Source organism: Marinagarivorans cellulosilyticus (assembly GCF_021655555.1).
GTDB classification, from domain to species: Bacteria; Pseudomonadota; Gammaproteobacteria; order Pseudomonadales; family Cellvibrionaceae; genus Marinagarivorans; species Marinagarivorans cellulosilyticus.
Genome location: NZ_AP023086.1, coordinates 4,060,367 through 4,083,730, shown reverse-complemented (window position 1 = coordinate 4,083,730; position 23,364 = coordinate 4,060,367). Strand labels below are relative to the sequence as shown.

Sequence of the window (23,364 nt, the reverse complement as noted above, 5' to 3'; positions counted from 1 at the left end):
CTTTGTTCTCATAATTAGGCCAATAAGCGAACTTTATGTGTTTGGCTTAGGTCTGAACCGAAACTTAACGGAAGTGTAAAAATTCCACATAACAAGAAGGGTCGAATACTGTGGCATGGCAATGGTTTCACCGCTTAGGCTCCCCTAAGTGGTTTTATGAAAAAACAGCGCGTTGGGTCCAAGCGATGGGGTGGTTAGCGCTGATCCTGTTGGGTGTTGGGGTCGTATGGGGTTTAGGTTTTGCGCCTGAAGAGGCGAAGCAAGGCAATAGCTACCGTATTATTTATATCCATGTGCCAGTCGCTATTGTTTCTATGGCGGGTTACTACGTTATGGCTTTTAGTGGCGCTGTAGGTTTAATCTGGCGGATGAAGCTTTCTTATATGGTTATGAAGGCCGCCGCGCCGGTTGGCGCAGCAATGACTTTTCTTGCATTGGTTACTGGTGCTATTTGGGGTAAGCCAACGTGGGGCACTTATTGGGTGTGGGATGCACGCTTAACGTCGATGCTGGTGTTGTTCTTTTTATATTTGGGCGTTATGGCTTTACAGGAGGCTTATCAGAATCAAGAGTCAGCGGATAAAACCTGCGCAATTCTCTCGCTGGTAGGTATGGTGAATATCCCGATTATTTACAAGTCCGTCGATTGGTGGTTTACCCTGCATCAACCGGCCACGCTAAAACTGACTGAAAAGTCTAGTATTGCACCTGAAATGGCATACCCGCTGATATTAATGATTTTTGCCGTGTACTTATTCTATGGTTGGTTGGTGTTGAGCAAAACGCGCGTTGAGGTTTTGCACCGTGAAGCCAAAACTCAGTGGGTTAAAGATACAGCGTTGGGAGGGCGGTAATGGAATTCTATTTTGCAAGTTTTTCTGACTTTTTATGGATGGATGGGCATGGCCCTTATGTGTGGGCGTCTTACGCTTTAACAGTTGCAGTTTTTATTGGTATGGCTTTAGGGCCTAAATTACGTAAATCTAAGTTTGTTCAGCAGCAACGTGCGTTAGCGGCACGTAATGAAGCTGCAGTAGAGGTGGCTAATAATGAACCCCGTTAGAAAACAGCGCTTAATCGTGGTGCTTCTTATTGTGATTGCATCATCAGTGATTGCCGGTTTGCTCAAATATGCCGTTGGTTCTATGGGCAACTTATTCTTTTCGGTGTCGCAGGTTGTTAATGGCGAGGCACCTCTTGATAAAGCTATACGTGCGGGTGGTTGTGTCGTACCAGGCAGTATCACTAAAGCTGCTGATAAGTTAGAAACGCAGTTTTTAATTACCGACGGTGTTGAAAACTTGCGCGTCACCTTTGATGGCATATTGCCTGACTTGTTTGGTGAGGGTGAAGCTGCAGTCGTTAAAGGTAAGCTTAATGAGGGTGGAGTAATTGTGGCCTCTGAGGTGTTAGCTAAGCATGATGAGTCATACACCCCTAAAGAGGTTGAAGACTCCGTTCAGAACACATCACAGCATTCAAAAGCGTGTGAGGGGCTAAGCTATGATTCCTGAGTATGGTAATTTCGCGTTGATTATGGCGCTAGTTATGGCGATGTTTTTGGCGGTAGTGCCGTTAGTGGGCACGTTTACTGGCCGCGTTGTATGGATGAACTCTGCTCGCTCTTTAACTGCTGGTATGTTTGTGTTTACTGCCGTTGCTTTTGTCATCTTGGCTTATTCGTTTTTGCAGGATGATTTTTCGGTTAAGTATGTCGCCAGTAACTCCAATACGTTGCTGCCAGACCACTTTAAAATTAGTGCCGTTTGGGGTGGCCACGAAGGCTCTTTACTGCTTTGGGTTTTAACGCTGTGCACGTGGACGTTGGCAGTCTCTATTTTCTCGCGAGATCTACCGGTTGATATGCTAGCGCGGGTATTGTCTGTATTAGGCATGATCGCGGTTGGCTTCTTCCTCTTTATGATTGTGACCTCTAACCCCTTTGATCGAAATTTACCTGGCGTGCCGCAAGAAGGCTCTGATTTAAACCCGTTGTTGCAAGACTTTGGTTTGATTATTCACCCGCCCATGCTCTACATGGGGTATGTGGGTATGTCTGTTGCGTTTGCTTTTGCTATTGCTGCTTTGTTAGGCGGCCGCCTAGATAGCGCATGGGCGCGCTGGGCAAGACCTTGGACTAACATGGCGTGGGCCTTTTTAACGATAGGTATTGCGTTGGGTAGTTGGTGGGCTTATTACGAACTTGGTTGGGGCGGCTGGTGGTTTTGGGACCCCGTTGAAAATGCTTCGTTTATGCCTTGGCTGGTCGGTACTGCATTAATCCACTCGCTGGCCGTAACTGAAAAGCGCGGTGTGTTTAAGAGCTGGACTATTTTGCTGGCGATATTTGCTTTCTCGTTAAGTCTATTGGGTACGTTTATCGTGCGTTCTGGTGTTCTGACATCAGTGCATGCTTTTGCTACGGACCCTACTCGCGGGCTCTTTATTTTGGCTTTCTTGGGTGTGGTTATCGGTGGTTCTTTGCTGCTCTACGCCATAAGGGTGCCGGTGATTCGAAGTGTTCCTGGTTTTAGCTGGATGTCGCGTGAGTCGTTCTTGCTGTTCAACAATGTGCTCTTTGTCACGGCTACCGGCATGGTCTTGTTTGGTACTTTGTACCCTGTCTTTGTTGAGTTTCTGTGGGACGAAAAAATATCGGTGGGGCCTCCATTCTTTGATTTGTTTTTTACGCCAATAATGGCTGGCGTGGCAATACTTTTGGGTATTGGCATAATGATGAACTGGAAGAAAACCAAGATGGAGCCATTGCTGTTGTGGCTGCTAGCGCCATTGTGCGGTGCAATTTTTCTGGGGTTGATATCTCCGTTTCTAGGTGATAAATACAGCTGGGGGGCGGCATTAACGGTAACTCTAGGCGCTTGGGTTACCTTAATGACGATTAGTGATGTGCTACGTAAAACACGCCACAGCAAAAACCGTTTGTCGGCGATCTTTAATTTCAACCTAAGCTATTACGGCATGATTGCCGCGCACCTTGGTTTTGTGTGGATGATCTTGGGTGCATCGCTCAATACCATTTACAGTGATCAGCGTGATTTGCGCTTGGAATACCAAAAGCCTGTTCTAGTGGGCGGTCACGAATTTGAGCTTGTTGAGGTGGCTAATGTGAGCGGGCCTAACTACAAAGCACAAGTGGGCGAAGTTAAGGTGTTTCACGAGGGTAAGCTTGAGGCCGTTTTGAAGCCTGAAAAACGTCAGTATCTTTCTGGCGGTAACGTTATGACTGAGGCGGCTATTGATGCGGGTTTCACGCGAGACTTGTATGTTGCCTTGGGTGATGAGCTTGATGTTAGAGCTTGGTCGGTTCGCGTGCATTACAAACCGTTTGTTCGCTGGATTTGGCTGGGAGCTATTTTTATGGCTTTGGGTGCAACGCTTGCGATATTGGATAAGCGCTATCGTTTGGCGCGCGAGCCGAAAGCAGCGTCAGCTGCTGCGACGGCCTAGTAAGGTTAGATATGAATATTGATCGTTTGAAGTTATTTATACCGTTCGTGGTTTTTGCTGTGCTTTCGGTATTGCTATACCAAGGGCTGAAGAAGGACCCCAATGATTTGCCTTCGGCTTTAATTGGTAAGCCCGTGCCATCATTCTCGTTGCCGTCATTGGGGGACCCTGCAAAAGCCCTTACCGAAAAGGATTTTCAGGGCAGTCCTTACTTGTTGAACGTATGGGCGACGTGGTGTCCTAGCTGTAAGGTCGAGCACCCGTATCTGCTAAAGCTTGCTGAAATGGGTATTCCTATTGTGGGCCTTAACTACCGTGATGATAGTGCTGATGCAATAGCACTGCTTAAATCTCTTAAGGACCCCTACATCGCAAATATTGCAGACGAAGAGGGTCGCTTAGGTTTGGATTTGGGCGTTTACGGCGCGCCAGAGACCTTTGTAGTAGATGCGCAGGGGATTATTCAGTACAGGTTGGCAGGGGTGATAACCGAAGAGTTGTGGACCTCTGAAATTGCCCCTATCTTTTTTGGTGATTAAGTCTGTGCTCATTCGCTTGCTGGCTGTGTGCCTATTGGTTGGTTGTGCATCTTTTGTACGTGCAGACTACCGCGCTGCGCCAGGGCTTGATGCGATGCAGCGAATGCAAGGGCAGTGGCAGCGCCACTGTTACCCTTCAGTAGATGGGCAGTCGAAAGTTTACCGCAGGGATTTTCTTGTGGTGAGCTTTACCCATCTGGCTTTTGAGTCAAAAGTGTATTTGGATGATGCTTGCAATGCCGAACGTACAAGCTATAAGGCGACGTATCGGTACACCTTGACAGGGGCCTTTTTTGAGGCGCGCGGCGGCAAAAAAGCGTTTGCTTTAAATGCTAAGGCGGAATCGCCTGTATCTGATTTTTTTGTTTTACCCCCTTTGAATATCGCTGCGGTAGAGTCGGGTAGGTTGTACTTTGGTCGCGACTTTAGTGGTGAGTCAGAGGCGGGCGTTAGGCTTTCACGGCTTGATGTAAATTCTCCTTTTTTAAGGCATTAGAATGTCACATTCACAAATGTTGCCTGAGTGGGCTCCTTGTCGCGCGGTGCTCTTAGCGTGGCCCTATCCGGGTGGCGATTGGGATGCTAACTATGATGATGTTACGGCCTGCTATTGGGATATGTTGGAGTCAATATCGCAATCTTCAGAGGTTTGGGTCCTGCTGCATCCTTCGTTAAATTTGAATGCCTTTAATGCCAAATTGGCGCGGTTGAGCTGTGTTTTTCCTGTTCGTGTTAGGGCGGATGTTGCCTACGATGATACGTGGATTAGGGATTACGGCCCGATTAGTTGTTCGGGTGGGTATGTGGCCTTTACCTTTAATGGGTGGGGCGGCAAGTACAATGCTGATGCCGACGATGCCGTCGCTTTGCAGCTTGAGGATTGGTTATTGCAGCGGCCGAACGGCTTTAAGTTTGTATGCGAAGGCGGTGGGTTAGAAATCAATGATGATGGCGTGCTGCTGGCCAACGAGGATTGCGTTATCGATTCTGCTCGCAATCCCACTGCATCAAAAGAGCGCGTGCAGGAAAAGCTGCGCGATATCCTAGGTGTTCAAGAGTTTGCGTGGCTCAGGGGGGTAGTGCTTACGGGCGACGATACCGATGGTCACGTGGATACGATTGCTCGATTAGGGCCGAATAATGTGATCGTTTATTGTGGTCGCAATGATGAGCATCATGATGCGCGTGTTTTGGAGTCTTTGCATGAGCAGGTGCAGGACTTGGCTGGCCGCTGGGGCTGGCGGCCGTTTGAGTTGCCGACACCGGTGGTGAAGAGCTGCGTAGATGGCCGCTTGTTGCCAGCGACATATGCGAACTTTCTAATTTGTAATGCAACCATTTATCTGCCTGTGTATGGCCTGCCCGAGGATGAGCACGCCCTGAGCGTGATGAGCGAAGCTTTTCCAGAATACAGCATTCAGCCGATTAATTGCTCGGCTCTTGTTGAGCAGCATGGAAGTTTGCATTGTGCAACGATGCAGGTTGGCCTTGCATCTGTGCGTTAGTATTTAATTTTAATTGAGTTGTTGAGAGTGACTTATATGGCGTCTAGTGGCGTAATTAAGGCTGCGGTTTTACAGTTGTCGGTGGCTTCAGATAATAAAGCTGAAAACTTCGAGGTTTGTGCGCGCCATGTGCGCGGGGCTGCAGCAGATGGTTGTAAATTAGTTGTGCTTCAAGAGCTTCATGCAACTAGGTATTTTTGTCAGCAAGAAGACGTTGAGTGCTTCGACTTGGCTGAACCATTAGATGGTGAGACATACAGCGCTTACGAAGCCTTGGCTGCAGAGCTAGATGTTGTGATGGTGATATCCCAGTTTGAGCGAAGAGCTGCCGGGCTTTACCACAATACGGCACAGGTGATTGATGGTAAGTTGGGGCGTGCAGGTATTTTTCGAAAAATGCATATCCCTGACGACCCGGGGTTTTACGAGAAATTTTATTTCACGCCGGGTGATGCTGATGCCGAATTTGACGGCTTTAAGCCAGTGCAGACGCAAATTGGTAAGTTGGGTGTGCTTGTGTGCTGGGATCAGTGGTACCCAGAGGCTGCGCGGTTAATGGCCCTCGCGGGCGCCGATATGCTGATTTATCCAACGGCAATTGGCTGGGATCCGGCAGATGATGCAGCAGAAAAGGCTCGCCAGCAGGATGCTTGGGTAACAATTCAGCGAGCGCATGCAGTGGCCAATGGCTTGCCTACTTTAGTGGCAAACCGCACGGGCTTTGAGGCCGACCCTGCAGGGCCTTCGGGCATTCAGTTTTGGGGTACGAGTTTCGTCGCTGGGCCGCAAGGGGAGCTGCTAGTAAAGGCGCCCGTTGAAGAGCAGGGTTTTTATTCGGCCGAAATTGATATGCAGCGTAGCGAAGCTGTGCGCAGAATCTGGCCTTACTTTAGGGACCGTCGAGTTGATGCATACTCAGGCCTGGTAAAGCGCTGGCGAGAGAATTCGCTATAGGAAGTAGGGGTGTAGGAATAATGTGCGGTTGACGATTGTTGTCGTTGATCGCATGGTTTGTTGGGGGGGTAAAGGTTTTTATGTTGAGCTTAACGGGGAAGATTTTCTTTTGAAGGTCTTGGGTGCTTTGTTTTAAGTGGCGGACTGGACGGGACTCGAACCCGCGACCCCCGGCGTGACAGGCCGGTATTCTAACCAACTGAACTACCAGTCCGCAGAACTTAAATCAAATGGTGGGTGGTACAGGGGTCGAACCTGTGACCTACGCCTTGTAAGGGCGCCGCTCTACCAACTGAGCTAACCACCCCAAGAGAGACGCGCATTTTAAGGATATTCGAAGGCGCGTCAATGTTTTTTTTTAATTTTTTTTCAATGAAACAAATGGCTGTTTTTGCAATCTTTAATGGTGGTATCGCCTAGCTTTTTGCTTGGTGGTCTGGATGTGGGCAGCAGGGTATACTTCGCCACCTTTAAACCGATGAGCTAATCAAGGGGACAATAGTGTTTAAGCAGGTCGGATTTTTTATATTGTTATTGTTGTTAAGCGCGGATGTATTTAGTGGCATTGATACTTACGAGTTTGACGTTGAAGGTGGGCTTGAACGCTACAACTACTTTATTGAAGAGTTGCGTTGCCCCAAATGTAAAAACCAAAATCTAGCGGGTTCGAATGCGCAAATCGCGCAGGATCTTCGAAGAGAGTTACACCGCTTGATTACCGAGGGTGAGACTGACGATGGAATTGTCGATTTCATGGTTGATCGCTATGGTGATTTTGTGTTGTACCGCCCTAGGTTGCAAAAAAATACCTATGTCCTTTGGTACGGGCCAATTTTCATGTTGTTGTTAGGCGTTGGCGTGCTATCGGTCATTATCTATCGACGAAGCAAAGCCCCTAATAGTAATGGTGGCCTAACGGATGGTGAGCAAGAGCGTTTAGAAAGTTTTTTAAAAGAAACTGACACTGTTGCTGTCTCTCAATCAAAAAATTCTAATAAGAAGTAAGTGTTTATGGCTTTTTGGCAAGGTGTATTGATTCTGGCGGCGCTTGGCGCAGTGTTTATTTTGTGGCCTATTTTTAAATTGCCGCTAACGCGTGGCTTGGCCTCAAAGCCTGTTCGGCGCGATGTGACACAAGCTGCGCTTTATAAAGAGCATTTGGATGACTTGGATCGGTTGCTTAAAAATGGCGATGTCGAACAAGATCAATACAACGCTCTTAAGACAGAGCTTCAGCGTACGCTGGTTGTAGAATCAGACGGCCTTACCGAAGTCTCTACGCGCCCGGGTGGCAGCATTTTATTGGTGGGTTTGGCTGTTGCAGCGCCATTATTAGCAACTTTTTTATATTTCCAGTGGGGCGCTAAGCCGGACTGGGATATATACACTTTGATGGAGTCTGAGCGTGATAACCCTGCAAAAACTCAAGCGGAGTTCGAGCAATTTACTAAAGAGCTATTGATAACGGTGCGTAGCCGTCTAAAACAGCAGCCAGAAAACCATCAAATGCGTTACCTGCTTGCTGAGCGCTCTATGGCTGTAAAAGATTATGACGAGGCGATATCTGCATACAAGGAGTTGCTAGAAATAGAGCCTAACTCACCCACCATGGCGATTAAACTGGCCCAAGCGCTATTTGTTCGCGAAGGTAATAAAGTTACCCCTGAGGTGGCGCATTTTACTGATATCGCCGTGAAGGGCGCCCCTTTTATGTATCAAGCGCTTGAAATGAGTGGCTTGGTAGCCTTCCACAATAATGATTACCGCAATGCGGTTATTTTCTGGCAGCGTGCTAAAGGGCAACTAGACCCGAATAGTCGCTCGGCACAAGCGTTGGATGGGGCTATTAATAAGGCAGCGCGCGCGGCGATTGCAGCAGGGGAGGATTTAACCTCCGAGCCAAGTGAGGTAGCAAAAACTTCCGCAAACCAAGAGTCGGCAGCAGCTGATAAAGGCTTTGATGTGTCGGTTTCTATCGCGGATGGCATTTCGGCGAGCCCTGGCGATACAGTTTTTGTTTATGCGCGGGCATGGAAAGGGGCAAAAATGCCTTTGGCCATTCAGCGTATAACGGTAGCTGACTTACCTAAGACGATTCGCCTAGACACTTCTATGGCAATGGCGCCAGGCATGGACTTGACCACGGCAAGCGAACTGGAATTATTGGCTCGTATTTCTAAATCTGGAAGCCCTGTGCCGCAATCGGGCGATTGGCAGGCAACTTTAGGTCCGGTTTCTCTGGGCGATGGCATCGATTCCCAATCATTGGTGATTGCCGAGAAGGTGCCCTAGGCGTTGTTATTGGCAAGGGTAATTGGCATCTCTATTACTAAAGTATTATTTTGATGCCAGTTATTCGTCAATTTTTCTGGGTTATTAGGGTTTTATTATCTTGATCGGTGTAGAATTCGCCGTTTAATTGTCAAAGCAGCATCCGAGAGTTAAGCAGTATTCTATGCGGTTAAAGTGCATTAAATTGGCAGGGTTCAAATCCTTTGTCGACCCCACAACGGTTCATTTTCCAAGCAACTTGTGTGCTGTGGTTGGGCCTAATGGTTGTGGTAAATCTAATATTATCGATGCTGTTCGCTGGGTTATGGGGGAATCTTCCGCCAAAAACCTGCGCGGCGAATCGATGACAGATGTTATTTTCAATGGTTCCAACGGTCGTAAGCCTGTTGGTCAAGCCTCTATTGAGCTAGTGTTTGATAACACCGATAAAACGCTCAAAGGCGAATATGCCGCCTATAACGAAATTTCAATTAAGCGAAAAGTGACGCGTGATAGCCAAAATATTTACTATCTTAATGGTACTAAATGTCGGCGTCGTGACATCACGGATATCTTCTTGGGGACAGGCCTAGGGCCTCGTAGCTACGCGATTATCGAGCAGGGCATGATCTCTAAGTTGATCGAGGCTCGGCCTGAAGAGCTTCGCGTTTTTATTGAAGAGGCCGCGGGAATATCCAAATATAAAGAGCGTCGGCGCGATACTGAAAACCGCATGCGTCGTACCCATGAAAACTTAGAGCGCCTGACTGACATCCGAGATGAGCTAGAGCGTCAGCTCTCTCGGCTAGAGCGTCAGGCTCAGGCGGCAGAAAAGTACTCCGAATACAAAAAAGAAGAGCGTTCCCTTAAAGCGTATTTGCAAGCTCGTCGCTATTTGCACTTGCGCGAAAAATCGCAGAATAAGCACGGCATCATTACTGAGTTAGAACTTAAAGTCGAAGCTGGCGTAACCCGACAAGTGAATATCGATACCACAATCGAGACTCAACGCGTCCGTTTTACCGAAGTAGGCGACAAATATCATCAAGTTCAAGAGCGCTTTTATGCTATTGGTGCTGATATTGCGCGTATAGAGCAAACCATCGCGCACTCGCAAGACCGTGAACGACAACTGCGCGTCGACCTAGATCAAACAGAAAAAGACTGCCGCGAAGCGGCATTGCACCATCAACAAGATGCTGATAAAGCCGAAGGCTGGCAGGCTGAGTTGCATGTTATGGAGCCTGAATTAGAGTTATTAGAAGAAGAAACAGAGCTCTCTTCTGAAAAGCTCATACAGGCTGAAGAAGCTATGCAGGCTTGGCAGCAAGAGTGGGATGCTTTCAACCAAAAGGCGCAAGCCCCGCGCCAACAAGCAGAAGTTCAGCAGTCGCGCATACAGCACTTAGAAACCGTGCAGCAGCGTTTATTGGCACGCATCGAAAAACTCGATGCCGAAAAGCGCGAGTTGGTGCTAGGTGATGTCGAAGACGAAATAATGGAACTGCGCGAAAGCGTTGCGATGGCGCAAGAAGAGCTAGAGCAACTGCGTTTGCAAATAGAGGAGCACAGCGAAAAAGTTACTGTCCAGCGCGAACAAGAGCAAACCTTGCGGGCGCAGTTAACAAACTTACAAGGTGTGAATCAAAAAGGAAAAGGGCGTTTATCTTCGCTTGAGGCGTTGCAGCAATCGGCTTTAGGTAGCGGCAAAGGCCTAAGCACTTGGCTTAAAGCACAAGGCATTGATTCGTTGCCGCGATTAGCCGAGTCAATAACCGTAGCCGGTGGCTGGGATCGTGCAGTTGAAATTGTATTGGGTAAGCGCATTCAGGCTGTAGCTGGAGTTAGCGACTTAGGCAGTCTTATTGACGCGCATGAATCGCTGGCCAGCGGTGACTGTAATGTTTTTACTGATGGTGTTGTTAAGGGCGAAGGCGCTGTAGCGGATTCACTGGCAAGCCAAGTCAATAGTCCTTTCTCTATCGCGGGCTTACTTAATACTGTCTTTATGGCAGACGATATAGCCCACGCTAAAGCGCTACAGGCTAACTTGTGTGCACACGAATCCGTGATTACTCGCGAAGGTGTTTGGTTGGGGCCCAATTGGCTGAATCTTGTCAAAGCCGATGACGCGGGTGCCGGCGTTATTGCGCGCCAAACTGAAATAGAGCAGCTTAGAGGTGAGCTTGATGTTCAGGATGAGCAAATTGAAGCGCTGACGATAGAGTTAGAGACAGCAAGGCAAGGCGTTAAAGATTCCGAAGCTGCACGCGACGAAGCCCGAAAGCAGTTAGATCAAAGCCAGCGGGTTTTGTCGCAAGACCAAACCAAACTTACTGCTCATACGGTAAAAGTCGAGCAGGTACTTGCACGCAAAGATCGCGTCACCGCTGAAATTAACGAAGCCAAAGAGCAATTAGAGTTAGAAGCCGAGGGCCTCGCTCAAGCACGCATGCAGCTTGAAGATGCGATTGAATCGATGGAAATGGATACCCACGCACGTGAAGAGCTATTAGCGAAGCGTGATCAATATAAAGATTTACTCGAAAATACACGTCAAAAAGCGCGTCAGGATAAAGATACTGCTCATCAGTTAGCTATGCGTATCCAGGCGGTCAGTACACAGCTGCAAGCTGTTAAGCAGGGTTTATCTCGGTTGAGTGAGCACACCGCAAAGCTAGAGGAGCGACGCCAAAGTTTACTCGATAGCCTTGCCGAGGGTGCAGAGCCAGTTGAGCTACACAAAGAAGAGTTAGAAGCGCACCTACAAAAGCGCGTTGCCGTTGAAGAACAGTTACTCGAAGCTAAAAAATCCGTCGAGGGTGTGGAGGAAACCTTGCGCAACGCCGAAAAAGAGCGTTTAACTGTTGAGCAAGAGGTGCAGTTTGTACGTGCAAACCTCGAAAAAGAGCGTTTAGAAAGTCAAACCTACGACGTTCAAGCGCAAAACTTACGCGATCAGCTAGAAGCAGATGACTATAACGTAGACATTCTATTGGCCGAGCTGCCAGAGGATGCAGAAGCCGATCTTGAGCAAGCGCTCGAAAAAGTGGCGGCAAGAATATCTCGCTTAGGGCCGATTAACCTCGCGGCTATTGATGAGTATAAAACCGAGTCTGAGCGTAAAAATTACTTAGACGACCAAGATCAAGATCTTATGGAAGCATTAGAAACACTGGAAAATGCGATCCGTAAAATTGACAAAGAAACAAGAACGCGCTTTAAAGAGACATTCGATCAAGTTAACAGCGGCCTGCAAGAGCTGTTTCCTAAAGTCTTTGGCGGCGGCCATGCCTATTTAGAGCTAACCGGCGAAGATTTACTGGATACCGGCATTACCATTATGGCAAGGCCACCAGGCAAGCGTAACAGCACCATTCATTTGTTATCTGGTGGTGAAAAAGCACTAACGGCAATTGCACTGGTTTTCTCGATATTCCGGTTAAACCCAGCGCCGTTTTGTATGTTGGATGAGGTTGATGCACCATTGGACGATGCCAACGTAGGACGATACGCGCGTATGGTTGAGCAAATGTCGTCGCAAGTTCAATTTATTTATATTACTCACAACAAAATTGCTATGGAAATGGCGGATCAGTTGATGGGTGTAACCATGCACGAGCCAGGTTGCTCTCGTATGGTTACTGTAAATGTAGAAGAGGCAGCCGAAATGGCTGCACTATAGGAGAAACCCCATGCGTGAATGGTTAACAGTCATTATTGTGCTTTTGATAGTCGGAATCATTTTGGATGGTATTCGGCGTGTGCGTGCTGCTCGCAGAGAGCGCATTCATATGTCAAATAGCTTGCCAGAAGAGGGAGGGCTTGATGACGAAAATGTCGGCAGTGAATTCCCCAGCGGTGGCGCCCGTGTGGCGGCGTATCGGCACCCAGAAGATGCCGCAAATTTACACGTAAACCTTAAAAGCTCTTTGGCGGCCAGTAAAAAAACGGCAGGCGTTAATGCTAAAGCGGAGCCTGCACCAACAATGCTTATGGATTCTGCCGATGAACACCTAGAACCCACATTGGGCAACCTGGACGATCTAGATGATGACTTGGCGGTGATGGCACCACCGCGCACAGCAGCGCCAGCAGCTAAAGCTCCTGCTAAAGAGCCGGCCGTTCAACCTAAGGCTAAAGTAGCCGAGCCAGCCTTGGAGCCAGAAGAGGTTATTGTTATTAACGTTATGGCCCATCAAGGGCAGCTTTTTAGCGGAGAAACATTGCTGCAAACGCTTACCGAGCAAAACTTGCGTTTTGGCAATATGGAAATTTTTCATCGCCACAAAAACGAAGATGGCTCAGGTGAAGTCTTGTTTAGCTTGGCCAATATCGTAAAGCCTGGCACCTTTGATTTGACGACTATGGAAGATTTCTCCACGCCTGGGATCAGCATGTTTATGATGCTTCCTATCAGAGGCGATAGCGTTGCAGCGTTTGGTTTAATGGCGCGCACCGCCAAGGCTATTTCTGAAGCGCTAGACGGTGAGCTAAAAGATGAGCATCGCAGTGTGATGACGCAGCAAACGTTTGAACATTGCCGACAACGTGTTATTGAATTTGAGCGAAAACGTCGCCTTAATCGCTAATCAAGCCTTGCCAGTGTATAGATTCCAAACCGCCTATTGGCGGTTTGTTGTTTTGGAAACAAAAAAATGACAGAAGCTGTATTAACGGAAAATGACACAGTGATTCAACAGCAGTACGAAGCCCTTAAACAGGAAATCCAGCGTCATAACGTTGCTTACTATGTAAAGGATGAGCCTTCTATTCCAGATGCAGAATACGATCGTTTAATGCGTCAATTATTGGATGTCGAACAGCAGCACCCTAGTTGGGTAACGCCCGATTCCCCCTCGCAGCGCGTAGGAGCGACCCCGCTCGATAGCTTTCAAAGCGTAACGCATTTACAGCCGATGTTATCGTTAGGTAATGCCTTTAATGACGATGATATGAGGGATTTTGATCGACGTATACAAGACCGCTTAAAAACATCTATCGCGGTACATTATGTGTGCGAACCAAAATTTGATGGCCTTGCGGTAAGTTTGCTCTATCGCGATGGGCTATTCGAGCGCGCAGCTACAAGGGGTGATGGCACAACCGGCGAAGATATTTCGCAGAATGTTCGCACCCTTAAAAACGTACCGCTAAAGCTTGCCGGTAATTACCCTGCAGTGCTTGAAGTGCGCGGCGAAATTTACATGCCCTTAAAGGGGTTTGAGGCGCTGAACCAATCGGCGCGTGAGAATGGCCAAAAAACATTTGTAAACCCGCGCAATGCGGCAGCTGGTAGCTTAAGGCAGTTGGATTCTCGCATTACCGCAACAAGGCCGTTGGTGTTTAATGCTTATTCAGTGGGTGAGTTTGATGGCGAGCTGCCGGCAACGCACTTTGAAACCCTGCAATTACTGCGTGATTTAGGGTTTGTTGTGAGTGATCTTGCAGAGAAAGTCGACTCTATCGAAGGCTGCTTAGACTATTACACTCGAATGGCAGCCAAGCGAGATGCTCTGCCTTTTGATATAGACGGCTTGGTTTTTAAGGTTGATGACTTTGCATTACAGCGTCGCTTAGGTTTTGTTGCAAGGGCGCCACGTTTTGCGATCGCGCAAAAATTCCCCGCCCAAGAAGAAATGACAACCCTTAAAGCGGTCGAATTTCAGGTAGGGCGTACCGGTGCGATTACCCCTGTTGCGCGCTTAGAGCCGGTGTTTGTGGGCGGTGTTACCGTAGCGAACGCCACGCTGCACAACCGCGATGAAGTGGAGCGCCTTGGGGTGATGGTGGGTGATACCGTTATTATTCGTCGAGCAGGCGATGTAATCCCACAAATTGCCGAGGTTGTACTCGAGCGCCGCCCTGAAACGGCTAGCCCAATAGAATTTCCCGCGCAATGCCCTGTTTGTGGTGCCGATACTAGCCAAGTTCCTGGTGAAGCGGTGATTCGCTGCAGCGGTGGCTTATCGTGTGCAGCACAAAGTAAAGAGGCCATTAAGCACTTTGCAAGCCGTAAAGCGATGGATATTGATGGTTTGGGCGATAAGCTCGTAGAGCAATTGGTTGATGAAGGCTTGATCGCTAATGTTGCCGATTTATACCAGTTAACACTGGTACCGCTTGTTGGTTTAGAGCGCATGGCCGAGAAATCAGCCCAAAACTTATTGGATGCATTAGAAAAAAGTAAAAGTACGACTTTGGCGCGCTTTTTATATGCCTTAGGTATTCGAGAAGTTGGCCAAACAACCGCGGCTACGCTTGCACAGCATCTAGGTAGCTTGCAGGCCATTACGCAAGCTACGGCTGAACAGCTGCAAGAAATTCCTGATGTTGGGCCGGTTGTCGCTGAATATGTCGAATTGTTTTTTAAACAAGAAAGTAATTTAGCTTTACTAGAGGCTTTGCAGGCTGCAGGAGTGCATTGGCCAGCGCCGACGGTATCGCAAAATCAACCTTTAGCGGGTAAAACCGTAGTACTAACGGGAACGTTAGAAACTATGGGGCGCAGCGAAGCCAAAGAACGCTTATTGGCGTTGGGCGCTAAAGTAGCGGGTAGTGTGTCGGCAAAAACCTATTTAGTGGTGGCAGGGGCAAAAGCGGGCAGCAAACTCACAAAAGCGCAGGATATTGGGCTCGATGTGCGCAACGAAGAGGAGTTTATTGCGTGGTTAGAACAATTCGAATAATTAGCAGCTTCTGTTTTAGTGTTGTATTGGTAGCCTTTGCAAGTGGTTGCGCGGGCTACAGGCCTACTCAAATGGATGACGCTTGCGACATACTTGGCGGCAAAAAAAGTTGGTATAAAGATGCCGTAAAGGCTGCCAATAAGTGGGGCACACCGGTCGCAACGAAGCTGGCGTTTATACATCAAGAATCGCGTTTTAAAGCCGATGCGCGCCCCCCCAGAAAGAAGATCCTCTGGATTATTCCCGGTCCTAGGGCCAGCGATGCTTACGGTTATGCCCAAGTAAAAGATGCCACTTGGCGTTGGTACCAGGATAAAACTGGAGCGCGCGGTGCAGATCGCGATGACTTTGGTGATGTGACACAATTTATTGGTTGGTACAACAAAGAGAGCCAGCGCCGTTTAGGTATAGGCTTAGGCGACGCTTATAGGCAATACTTGGCGTATCATGAAGGCCATGGCGGTTATGAACGCCGCTCTTACAATAAAAAGCCTTGGTTAAAAAAGGTTGCCCTTAAAGTTTCTTCGCGGGCAAAAATGTACCAACAGCAAATTAAAGGCTGTAAAAAAGAGCTAGAAAAAAATCGCTTTTGGTTTTTTTAGTGCCAAGTGCATCGTAACGGAAATTCAATGACTATCTCCCTTGAGCAATTTTTACTGAGCGACCAAAAGCCGGATATACGATTGGCTTTGTTTGATGTTGATGGCACCTTATTAAATGTTGATGGCAATTACACCGCAGGGGTACAAAAAAGCATTGCTAGGGTGCAAGCCTTGGGCGTCAAAACAGCTGTAGCCAGTGGCCGTCCGTATTTTGCGACGCGCTTTTTGTGGCAGGAGCTTGGTTTAGTGGATACTGGCGTTTTTTGCACGGGGGCACAAATATTTGAGCCATCGACTAATACGTTACACAAGGCTCATCCACTACCTGATTCAAGCGTAAAAAAGCTATTGGCGCAGCTGCGCGAACAACATTTATATTACGAGCTTTACACCGATGCCGGCCTTTACATCGAACGTGATGTAGCACCCGAGATACTTGGGGTGCATTGTAAGCATTTACGTACGCAGCCGATCATGCAGAGCTTTGATACAGTCCATGATCCCGTCATAAAGCTGCTAGTGGGTGTTGATTTAGATAAAAGCGCGAATGCGCTGCAGGTTTTAGAGCAGCGTTTTCCAGATTGCATATTTGCCTATGCCAAGCTGCCAGCATACCCACGCTGGTTGTTTGCCAGTATTATTCATCACAGTGCCAGTAAACGTGCAGCTTTTGATTACCTGTTAGCGCACTATGGCATTAGTGCAAGTAATGTGATTAGTTTTGGGGATGCGCAGTCGGATATGGAATTTATTTCTATGGCTGGTGTAGGTGTTGCTATGGGGAATGCCTCTGATGCGGTTAAAAACGTCGCTAACATTGTGACCTCGCCAGTATGGGAAGATGGCATCGCAAAAGTGTTAGATGTACTCATTTAGTGTGTTAAGTAAGAGAGTGGTATGGCTAAGGTAAAGTTTAAGATCAGTAAGAAAACCCGTTTTATGAGTCATATGCTTGCTTCTGTATGTTTTATTGGTTTGTTTATATGGGGCTGGGATTTGTCGGTCAGCGATGCCCTCGCTTATTTGTTGGTCAGCTTGGGCTTTTTGGCCGTTATTATTTTAATATCCGCGGTATTGGGGTTGGCTTTACGTTTTGTGCGTCGCACAAAAACGACTGTTGAAGAGGAATAGCATGTTCACGCCAAAAGTTCCGGCCGCACTTGTACGGCATTTGCTCGATGAGGCGAAGCAAAACGGTATTGATTACAGCGATGCCTTAGCTGAATTAGAGCTCACGCCCGATGATATGAAAGCTGGCCTTCCATCGTTTAAATATGGCCAGTTGTACAGACGCCTTATCTTTTTAAGTGGCGATGAATGGTTTGGCATGTTCTCTGGCGGCAAGGTGCCTGTTGGTGCATTTCGTTTAATGTGCTTGACCTTACTCACCGCCGGTAATATTCGCCAAGCTTTAGAGTTAGCCGGTGAGTTCGCCGAGGTATGTAAGGGGTTTAAAGTTCGCTATAGCATTGATGAATACCATGGCTTAGCGCGGGTGTTTATATCGCCGGTGCGCACTAGCAGCGCTGAAGAATTAGATCAGCTGCAAGCGAATGCAACGCCAGAGCAGCTGTTGACCACATTGGTGGCTGGGCACCAGTTAGCTTGCTGGCTAGCGGGTACATCGCTGCCGATTGAGGGTTTACGGCTAAGCTTTGGTGCCGGTGAAACCATTCAAAGTGTCCGTTCGTTGTGTGAGCAAGATGTGCAGTACAACCAGCCTATCAATGCTTTGCTATATCCTTTGAGCGTACTGAATCGCCCAGTGGTGCAAAACCACCAGAACTTACCCGACTTCCTGCGTACAGCGCCTTACCAAATCGTAACTCAAGACTCTAGCCAAATTAGTACCACTGAGAAAGTACGTGCACTGTTAAATAAAGACGTTGGCCATAACATGCCATCGGCGGAGCAGGTCGCCGAAACTTTAAATATGTCGGTGACAACGTTACGCCGGCATTTGGCCGATGAAAATTCAGCCTATCAAACACTTAAAGACGAGTGTCGCTTAGAGGCGGCGATCCAGCTGTTAGCTTGCAGGGATCTTACCAATGTTATGGTGGCAGAGCGTTTAGGCTTTGATGAGCCGAGCGCGTTCTTTCGGGCCTTCAAAAAGTGGACTGGTATGACGCCAGGGCAATACCGCAAAAAACACCTGAATGTTGATATGCAGTGTGAGTAATTGACGGAAGTGTCCTACACTTATAGCTGTATATTATAAAGCTTGGCCAAAACACAAAAAGATAGCGGATTAAGTAATCAAACCTGCGTTAATTGGTTATCTACTTGTAGCAGGGCTTGGTACTACAATATTTAGCAAGACTAAACGCACGAGGCCGCTATGACTGATTACAAAGTTCCCGCAAGAGATATGCAGTTTGTATTGCACGAGCTGCTTGATTACGAGGCACATTGCCAACGTTTAACCAATGGCGAAGATGCTACCCGCGATGTGGTTGACGCGGTAATAGAAGAGGCCGGCAAGTTTTGTGAAAACGTACTAGCACCATTAAATAGAGTTGGCGATACCGAAGGTTGTAAGTTCGATAACGGAACCGTCACCACGCCTACAGGTTTCAAAGAGGCTTATCGGCAGTATATCGAAGCCGGCTGGCCCAGCATGATCCACCCCGTGGAATACGGTGGCCAAGGTTTGCCCGAATCCCTCGAGACAATTGTAAGTGAGATGGTAGGCACGGCTAATTGGTCTTGGGGAATGTACCCCGGGCTAAGTCATGGTGCTATGAAAACCATTGGTACCCATGGCTCTGACGAACAAAAAACGACCTATTTAAAACACCTAATTGCCGGTGAGTGGACCGGCACGATGTGCTTAACCGAGCCGCACTGCGGGACCGATTTAGGCATGCTGAAAACCAAAGCAGAACCTTCTGCAGACGGTAGCTACGCCGTTACTGGAACGAAAATATTTATTTCTGCTGGCGAGCATGATCTGGCTGAAAACATCGTACATATTGTATTGGCTCGCTTACCCGATGCGCCTGAGGGTACCAAAGGTATATCGCTGTTTATTGTGCCAAAATTTTTGCCCGAAGGTGACGGCATAGGTGCACGCAATAATGTAGCTTGTGGCTCGCTTGAGCATAAAATGGGCATTCACGGTAACGCAACTTGCGTGCTAAATTTTGATGGCGCGAAAGGCTTTTTAATTGGTGAAGCCAATCGTGGCTTGAATTGCATGTTTACCTTTATGAATGGCGCACGCTTAGGTACTGCAATACAAGGGCTTTCGCATGCTGAGCTTGGGTTTCAAAAATCGTTAGCCTATGCCAAAGACCGTTTACAAATGCGGTCGTTATCCGGTGTTAAAAATCCTAGCGGCCCTGCCGACCCTATTATTGTGCATCCCGATGTTCGCCGTATGCTACTTACGCAAAAAGCATTCGCCGAAGGTGGCCGAATGTTGGCGTACTATATATCGCAGTTAGTGGACGTGGAGTATAACGGTACGGACGACGCCGAGCGGGCTGAAGCTAGCGAGTTGCTTGCCTTTTTAACGCCAATTGCCAAAGCCTTTATGACAGAAAGCGGCTTTGAAAGTGCAAACCTCGGTATGCAGTGTTTTGGTGGCCACGGCTATATTGCGGAGTGGGGCGCCGAGCAAAATGTACGCGATAGCCGTATATCGACGCTCTACGAAGGGACCACGGGCATTCAGGCGTTAGATTTACTGGGCCGAAAAGTATTGCAATCACAAGGTGAAATGCTAAAACGTTTCACCAAAATCATCCACAAGTTCTGCCAAGGGCATAAAGATAATGCGGCTTTGCAAGCTTACATTGAGCCACTCGCCGCGGTTAATAAAGAGTGGGGTGAGCTAACAATGCACATTGGTTTAGCGGCCATGAATAATGCCGACGAGGTTGGCGCAGCCAGTGTGGATTACCTAATGTATTCCGGTTATATCACGCAGGCGTACTTTTGGGCGCGCGCGGCGGCGGTTGCACAGGCTAAGCTTGGCGGTAGCGAATCGGACTTTTACCAAGCGAAGCTAAAAACGGCAACCTTCTATTATCAGCGCATTTTACCGCGCACGCGCACTTTGCACGAAACCATAAAGTCTGGCGCTGCCAATTTAACCGCGTTAGATGCCGAGCACTTTAGTTTTTAAAAACCAATAGCCCCAAGGCTGCTAAAGGTTTGGGGCTATTGGCGAGTTTGGTAGTTGGTACATCGCTTTTTAGGCGACGTTAGTTAAGTGGTAATTCGGTGGTGTATTTCACCTGTTTTAAGGCAAAGGTCGAGTTAATTGACGCCACGTTTGGCAGGTGAACCAAGGTCTTTTTCAGTAGCTTTTCGTAAGCATCCACAGTACTTACAATAATCCGCAACAAATAATCTTTATCCCCCGTAGTGGAATAGCATTCGACCACCTGCGGCACCTTTAGTACGGCTTCTTCAAAAGCATTAAGCGAGCTTTCATCGTGACTTTTAATGGTTAAATAGGCGTGCACACTAACACTTAAATTCAGCGTGTTTGCGTCCAGTAGGGTCACTCGTTTTTTAATGTAGCCATCTTGCTCCAAACGCTTAACCCGCCGCCAGCATGGTGTATGAGACAAGCCCACGCGTTCGCCAATTTCGTTCATTGAGTAATCGGCATTTTCTTGCAACGCTTTAAGAATCAATCGATCGAATTTGTCGAGGGTGGTGTTTTCGTTCATGGTTGGTGTTGATCCTGGTTTTAGCTGCACGTTTATTTTTGTGATGTTATCGGATAATGATGGTTTTTGATATTTTCGGTTTTGTGAGGTGAGTAAACTGATACCTATGCGCAGTAATACTTTTATTGAGTAGACCTGACTTTGACTTATTGTCGTCTCTTTGCGCGCTCTTATTCAATAAGGCGCCCAAATTACTGGGCACCCGTTTTATTAGAGAAAAGTGTCGAAACTGTTGAAGAGTTTCAGCGAGATTATTTTTTTACCTAGCACAGCGCTTCATTTGCAATATGGTCGGCTCCCTTAGATCAAAAATGATATTGAAGACCGGCGCCATAGCGCGAGTATTGAAAGTCAAGTGTAGTGTGCTGGTCAATAGGTAAGTCTGATTCCGTCGCAGCCCACAACGCAAATAACGTGATATCTAGATGTCGAGTCATCGCATAGCTACCGCCTAGACCACCGATAATACTCGTGCCTGAGTCACTTCGGCTTACTGAATCCATATAGGGGCTGTCAACCGTTAATGTTACGTCCCATTGCAGAATCCCTAGCTCTGCATACATTGACCATTGTTTTTCATTGCGACTAGTGCTCCATACAGCTGTTAAAGTATTGCCATCCGCTTCGGTTTCGGCTTTCACTCCATAGTCGTCAATTGGGGTCGCAGAACCAAAATTAACGACAGAAAGCTTGGCGCCCCAGTTGTGGTGAAACTGATAGCCGGCATAAACGGAATAAGATTCGCTCATATCTGATTCGTCTTCATAGCCGGATGCTGAAACCTTGTGTTGGCTCAAGGCAAAATCACTCCCCAGAAAGGCTCCTAGGTTGTTGTCGTTAGCATTAGCCAGGCTGCTTATGGATAGTAATAATGCAGATAAAGGTAATGTTGAAAATTTCATACAAACTCCAAATGGTAATTAATGCGTACATGTGGTGGAGAGGCTTATAGGCTAGTCAGTGCTCTTTCCATCTTGAACGCTGCGAATTGTATTTATTTACGCTAGACGTTCGCCGCATTTATCAGGAATTGAGGTCCATCTATAGCTGTATCACCACTTTAGAGATAACACTTCAGAGCAATGCACCCTCCAAAAATAATTTGATATTCGACATGATGGTGATTGCCGGATAAAAATTTTGATTAATGGCCGGAATTGTAAGGTTGCCCTTTTTTGCCTTATCCGTTTGTTTTTAGTTACTTTGGTAGATTTGGTGTTCTGAAGAGGTGCCTGTGAAATTAATATGGGCGCGGTTTTATGTGCTTTTAGGAGCGCACCTAACGCTATATTGCATTTGGTACTGAGCCGCTGGTACTCAAAAAATACTTACTAAAATCAAATCGCGTTGTATATTAAACTCGGAAAACGGTAGTCAAAAGTTGGAAGTATTAGATTGAAATTATCACACTACGGCCAAAGAATGGCCGCACCTTCTGCTATTGCAGAGCTTATGCGCGATTTGGGGGAAGCTTTAAATACTAACCCCGATTTATTGTTTTTGGGTGGCGGTAATCCCGCGTTAATTCCTGAGGCTGGCGATATTTTTAGCCGGCACTTACAAGCTTTACTTAATGATAAAGCATTGGTTCAGCGTTGGTTGGGGGTTTATCAGTCGCCTCAAGGGTCTGAATCGTTGCTGCCGTTGCTTAGCCAGTATTTGCAGGACCAAGGTTGGCCGGTTAGCGCTAAAAATTTGGTTGTGGTGAATGGCGGTCAGTCGGCGTTTAACCGGTTGTTTAATTTATTGGGTGGCCCAAGTGTTAAGGGAACACAACGTATTCATTTGCCTATGCTGCCTGAATACGTGGGTTATCGCGGGCAGATGATTGGTGGTGATGCCTTTGCGGTATCGCGGCCCATCATTGCGTTGGAGTCTGAGCACCGTTTTCGTTACAAGTTAGATCGTAGTGCGCTGGTTTTGGATGAGCACTCAGGAGCGCTGTGTTTGTCCCGCCCAACCAACCCATCGGCTAATGTTGTTGACCTTGAAGATGTTCGCTGGCTAGAAGGCGAGGCTAAGCGTTGGGGGATTCCTATGCTGGTCGATTGTGCTTATGGCGCGCCATTTCCGAATATTATGGCGCCATCGCAGGCCTACCGCTGGCGCCCGGGGTCTGTGGCGGTATTAAGTGCGTCTAAATTAGGTTTGCCCGGTTTGCGCACGGCCGTGGTAGTGGCCGATGAAGAGCTAGCTTCTCTACTGGCACACGTTGGCGCGGTGGAGAATTTAGCCTCGGGCAACACAGGGCCATTATTATTGGAAAGCCTAATTGCCAGTGGTGATATTCATCGTTTAACCCAACTGATTCCTGAGTATTACCAACCAAAGCGCAAGTTGATGTTGGCCTTGCTTGATGAGCACTTGCAAGACGTGCCATATCGTATACACGGTGCTGATGGGGCGTTTTTTGTTTGGCTGTGGCTACCCAACTTACCTGTTAGTGCCAAGGTGTTATATCAACGGCTAAAAGCGCGCAATGTCTTGGTTATGGCGGGCAATGACTTTTTCTTTGGTGAGGAGGCGTCTTGGCAGCATGCTAGGGAGTGTCTTCGGCTGAATATTTGCCAGTCCGATCAAGCTATGGCCGAGGCGGTTGCGATTATTGCTAGCGAAATAAAAGCGTTATATTCAAAGGCTAAATAGCCGTT

The 23,364-nt window shown here is 47.7% G+C and carries 21 protein-coding genes and 2 tRNA genes; 19 read left to right on the top strand and 4 right to left on the bottom strand.

Annotated elements, in window-relative coordinates:
- Positions 1-110 precede the first annotated feature (110 nt).
- Genes MARGE09_RS16645 through MARGE09_RS16610 form a run of 8 tightly spaced genes read left to right on the top strand, consistent with a single transcriptional unit; the run spans position 111 to position 6,466 of the window.
- Positions 111-854 carry a heme ABC transporter permease gene (locus MARGE09_RS16645; protein ID WP_236983810.1) on the top strand — a complete coding sequence of 248 codons (744 nt, stop codon included), beginning with the start codon at positions 111-113 and terminating at the stop codon, positions 852-854.
- Entirely contained in the window at positions 854-1,063 is a 210-nt protein-coding gene (gene ccmD, locus MARGE09_RS16640) for a heme exporter protein CcmD (RefSeq protein WP_236983808.1), read from the top strand. The genes MARGE09_RS16645 and ccmD overlap by 1 nt, the downstream gene beginning before the upstream one ends.
- Positions 1,050-1,514, top strand: a complete 465-nt coding sequence (locus MARGE09_RS16635; RefSeq protein ID WP_236983806.1) for a cytochrome c maturation protein CcmE — start codon at positions 1,050-1,052, stop codon at positions 1,512-1,514. Before ccmD ends, MARGE09_RS16635 begins: the two co-directional genes overlap by 14 nt.
- Positions 1,504-3,468, top strand: a complete 1,965-nt coding sequence (locus MARGE09_RS16630; RefSeq protein WP_236983804.1) for a heme lyase CcmF/NrfE family subunit — start codon at positions 1,504-1,506, stop codon at positions 3,466-3,468. Before MARGE09_RS16635 ends, MARGE09_RS16630 begins: the two co-directional genes overlap by 11 nt.
- 17 nt (positions 3,469-3,485) lie before the next feature.
- Complete coding sequence (locus MARGE09_RS16625; RefSeq protein ID WP_236987396.1) at positions 3,486-4,007, top strand: DsbE family thiol:disulfide interchange protein; 522 nt, start codon at positions 3,486-3,488, stop codon at positions 4,005-4,007.
- A complete protein-coding gene (locus MARGE09_RS16620; protein ID WP_236987456.1) occupies positions 3,982-4,503 on the top strand; it encodes a hypothetical protein in 522 nt (173 codons plus the stop codon). The genes MARGE09_RS16625 and MARGE09_RS16620 overlap by 26 nt, the downstream gene beginning before the upstream one ends.
- Before the next feature lies 1 nt (position 4,504).
- Entirely contained in the window at positions 4,505-5,512 is a 1,008-nt protein-coding gene (locus MARGE09_RS16615; RefSeq protein ID WP_236983802.1) for an agmatine deiminase family protein, read from the top strand.
- Positions 5,513-5,548: 36 nt separating this feature from the next.
- Positions 5,549-6,466, top strand: coding sequence for a carbon-nitrogen hydrolase (locus tag MARGE09_RS16610; protein ID WP_236983800.1), 918 nt, complete (start codon positions 5,549-5,551; stop codon positions 6,464-6,466).
- 137 nt (positions 6,467-6,603) lie between these two features.
- On the opposite strand, the gene MARGE09_RS16605 is transcribed toward MARGE09_RS16610, so the two are convergent.
- Positions 6,604-6,680, bottom strand: a tRNA-Asp gene (locus tag MARGE09_RS16605).
- A gap of 17 nt (positions 6,681-6,697) precedes the next feature.
- Positions 6,698-6,773 (bottom strand) — tRNA-Val (locus MARGE09_RS16600).
- A 194-nt stretch (positions 6,774-6,967) separates the two neighbouring features.
- Between MARGE09_RS16600 and MARGE09_RS16595 the strand changes: the two genes are divergently transcribed.
- The 10 genes from MARGE09_RS16595 to MARGE09_RS16550 all read left to right on the top strand — a co-directional run bounded on the left by MARGE09_RS16595 (position 6,968) and on the right by MARGE09_RS16550 (position 20,160).
- Positions 6,968-7,471 carry a cytochrome c-type biogenesis protein gene (locus MARGE09_RS16595; RefSeq protein WP_236983798.1) on the top strand — a complete coding sequence of 168 codons (504 nt, stop codon included), beginning with the start codon at positions 6,968-6,970 and terminating at the stop codon, positions 7,469-7,471.
- A gap of 6 nt (positions 7,472-7,477) precedes the next feature.
- A complete protein-coding gene (gene ccmI, locus MARGE09_RS16590; RefSeq protein ID WP_236983796.1) occupies positions 7,478-8,758 on the top strand; it encodes a c-type cytochrome biogenesis protein CcmI in 1,281 nt (426 codons plus the stop codon).
- A gap of 163 nt (positions 8,759-8,921) precedes the next feature.
- Positions 8,922-12,422: a chromosome segregation protein SMC gene (gene smc / locus MARGE09_RS16585; RefSeq protein ID WP_236983794.1), complete on the top strand. Its 3,501-nt coding sequence runs from the start codon at positions 8,922-8,924 to the stop codon at positions 12,420-12,422.
- A 10-nt stretch (positions 12,423-12,432) separates the two neighbouring features.
- On the top strand, positions 12,433-13,329 hold the full coding sequence (gene zipA / locus MARGE09_RS16580) for a cell division protein ZipA (protein WP_236983792.1): 897 nt from the start codon (positions 12,433-12,435) through the stop codon (positions 13,327-13,329).
- Between the two features lie 66 nt (positions 13,330-13,395).
- Positions 13,396-15,426 (top strand): NAD-dependent DNA ligase LigA, encoded by a 2,031-nt coding sequence (ligA, locus tag MARGE09_RS16575; protein WP_236983790.1) that lies wholly within the window; start codon positions 13,396-13,398, stop codon positions 15,424-15,426.
- Complete coding sequence (locus MARGE09_RS16570; protein WP_236983788.1) at positions 15,405-16,028, top strand: transglycosylase SLT domain-containing protein; 624 nt, start codon at positions 15,405-15,407, stop codon at positions 16,026-16,028. The genes ligA and MARGE09_RS16570 overlap by 22 nt, the downstream gene beginning before the upstream one ends.
- 27 nt (positions 16,029-16,055) lie before the next feature.
- Complete coding sequence (locus MARGE09_RS16565) at positions 16,056-16,904, top strand: HAD family hydrolase (protein ID WP_236983786.1); 849 nt, start codon at positions 16,056-16,058, stop codon at positions 16,902-16,904.
- Between the two features lie 21 nt (positions 16,905-16,925).
- The gene (locus MARGE09_RS16560; RefSeq protein WP_236983784.1) at positions 16,926-17,159 is read left to right on the top strand and encodes a hypothetical protein; all 234 of its coding nucleotides are present in this window, start codon (positions 16,926-16,928) and stop codon (positions 17,157-17,159) included.
- Position 17,160: 1 nt separating this feature from the next.
- Positions 17,161-18,210, top strand: a complete 1,050-nt coding sequence (locus MARGE09_RS16555; protein ID WP_236983782.1) for an AraC family transcriptional regulator — start codon at positions 17,161-17,163, stop codon at positions 18,208-18,210.
- Positions 18,211-18,369: 159 nt separating this feature from the next.
- Positions 18,370-20,160: an acyl-CoA dehydrogenase C-terminal domain-containing protein gene (locus tag MARGE09_RS16550; RefSeq protein WP_236983780.1), complete on the top strand. Its 1,791-nt coding sequence runs from the start codon at positions 18,370-18,372 to the stop codon at positions 20,158-20,160.
- 79 nt (positions 20,161-20,239) lie between these two features.
- Here the strand turns inward: MARGE09_RS16550 and MARGE09_RS16545 are convergent, their stop codons facing one another.
- Complete coding sequence (locus MARGE09_RS16545) at positions 20,240-20,713, bottom strand: Lrp/AsnC family transcriptional regulator (protein ID WP_236983778.1); 474 nt, start codon at positions 20,711-20,713, stop codon at positions 20,240-20,242.
- Between the two features lie 305 nt (positions 20,714-21,018).
- Positions 21,019-21,615 carry an outer membrane beta-barrel protein gene (locus MARGE09_RS16540; protein WP_236983776.1) on the bottom strand — a complete coding sequence of 199 codons (597 nt, stop codon included), beginning with the start codon at positions 21,613-21,615 and terminating at the stop codon, positions 21,019-21,021.
- Between the two features lie 493 nt (positions 21,616-22,108).
- Between MARGE09_RS16540 and MARGE09_RS16535 the strand changes: the two genes are divergently transcribed.
- Positions 22,109-23,359 carry a pyridoxal phosphate-dependent aminotransferase gene (locus tag MARGE09_RS16535; RefSeq protein ID WP_236983774.1) on the top strand — a complete coding sequence of 417 codons (1,251 nt, stop codon included), beginning with the start codon at positions 22,109-22,111 and terminating at the stop codon, positions 23,357-23,359.
- Positions 23,360-23,364: the final 5 nt, after the last annotated feature.

What these genes read in the sequence shown, in the direction of transcription:
- ccmI (WP_236983796.1), top strand. Translation starts at nt 7,478, where the DNA reads ATGGCTTTTTGGCAAGGTGTATTGATTCTGGCGGCGCTTGGCGCAGTG.
- ccmD (WP_236983808.1), top strand. Translation starts at nt 854, where the DNA reads ATGGAATTCTATTTTGCAAGTTTTTCTGACTTTTTATGGATGGATGGG.
- MARGE09_RS16550 (WP_236983780.1), top strand. Translation starts at nt 18,370, where the DNA reads ATGACTGATTACAAAGTTCCCGCAAGAGATATGCAGTTTGTATTGCAC.
- MARGE09_RS16635 (WP_236983806.1), top strand. Translation starts at nt 1,050, where the DNA reads ATGAACCCCGTTAGAAAACAGCGCTTAATCGTGGTGCTTCTTATTGTG.
- MARGE09_RS16565 (WP_236983786.1), top strand. Translation starts at nt 16,056, where the DNA reads ATGACTATCTCCCTTGAGCAATTTTTACTGAGCGACCAAAAGCCGGAT.
- smc (WP_236983794.1), top strand. Translation starts at nt 8,922, where the DNA reads ATGCGGTTAAAGTGCATTAAATTGGCAGGGTTCAAATCCTTTGTCGAC.
- MARGE09_RS16630 (WP_236983804.1), top strand. Translation starts at nt 1,504, where the DNA reads ATGATTCCTGAGTATGGTAATTTCGCGTTGATTATGGCGCTAGTTATG.
- zipA (WP_236983792.1), top strand. Translation starts at nt 12,433, where the DNA reads ATGCGTGAATGGTTAACAGTCATTATTGTGCTTTTGATAGTCGGAATC.
- MARGE09_RS16615 (WP_236983802.1), top strand. Translation starts at nt 4,505, where the DNA reads ATGTCACATTCACAAATGTTGCCTGAGTGGGCTCCTTGTCGCGCGGTG.
- MARGE09_RS16610 (WP_236983800.1), top strand. Translation starts at nt 5,549, where the DNA reads ATGGCGTCTAGTGGCGTAATTAAGGCTGCGGTTTTACAGTTGTCGGTG.
- MARGE09_RS16540 (WP_236983776.1), bottom strand. Translation starts at nt 21,615, where the DNA reads ATGAAATTTTCAACATTACCTTTATCTGCATTATTACTATCCATAAGC.
- MARGE09_RS16560 (WP_236983784.1), top strand. Translation starts at nt 16,926, where the DNA reads ATGGCTAAGGTAAAGTTTAAGATCAGTAAGAAAACCCGTTTTATGAGT.
- MARGE09_RS16545 (WP_236983778.1), bottom strand. Translation starts at nt 20,713, where the DNA reads ATGAACGAAAACACCACCCTCGACAAATTCGATCGATTGATTCTTAAA.
- ligA (WP_236983790.1), top strand. Translation starts at nt 13,396, where the DNA reads ATGACAGAAGCTGTATTAACGGAAAATGACACAGTGATTCAACAGCAG.
- MARGE09_RS16555 (WP_236983782.1), top strand. Translation starts at nt 17,161, where the DNA reads ATGTTCACGCCAAAAGTTCCGGCCGCACTTGTACGGCATTTGCTCGAT.